1 protein-coding gene is annotated in these 752 nt (G+C 59.4%); it reads right to left on the bottom strand.

From position 1 onward, the window contains the following. On the bottom strand, positions 1 to 752 hold a 752-nt coding region (locus D8V06_RS01885; protein ID WP_177434324.1), incomplete at both ends, for an efflux RND transporter permease subunit.

Below are 752 nucleotides of genomic sequence, written 5' to 3'. Positions count from 1 at the left end.
GCCGACAGCAGGGTCATCGGTACGATCAGGATCACCGCCAGTGGCAGGCTCCAGCTTTCGTATTGGGCCGCCAACACCAGGAACGCCAGCAGCACACAGAGCGGGAACACGAACAGCGCGGTGTTGCCAGACAGAATCTGCTGGTAGGTCAGGTCGGTCCATTCGTAGGTCATGCCGTTCGGAAGTTCTTCCTTGAGCAGTTTCTCGATGGCTTTTTCGGCCTGGCCGGAGCTGTAGCCGGGGGCTGCCGCACCGTTGATTTCAGCGGTAATGAAACCGTTGTAGTGCATCACGCGGTCAGGTCCCGAGGTGTCGCTGACCTTGATGAAGGTCGCCAGCGGGATCATCTCGCCTTTGTTGTTGCGTACTTTCAGCTGACCGATCTGGTCCGGCTCGAGGCGGAACTGCTGTTCGGCCTGAACGTTGACCTGATAGGTGCGACCGAAGCGGTTGAAGTCGTTGGCATACAGCGAACCCAGGTAGATCTGCAGGGTGTCGAAGATGTCGCTGACGGCCACGCCGTGGGTCTTGGCTTTTTCGCGGTCGATGGCGGCATCGACCTGCGGCACGTTCACCGTGTAGCTGGTGAACAGGCCGGCCAGTTCCGGCACGTTGTGGCTCTTGTTGATGATGTTCATGGTTTCTTTGTACAGCTCGTCGTAGCCCAGGTTGCCCCGGTCTTCGATCTGCAGGCGGAAACCACCGATGGTGCCCAGGCCTTGTACCGGCGGTGGCGGGAAGATCGCCATGTA

The sequence above is a fragment of the Pseudomonas sp. Sample_24 genome, assembly GCF_004307605.1.
GTDB lineage: Bacteria > Pseudomonadota > Gammaproteobacteria > Pseudomonadales > Pseudomonadaceae > Aquipseudomonas.
Note: the sequence above shows the minus strand (reverse complement) of the source record. Positions and strands in the feature narration are given on the sequence as shown.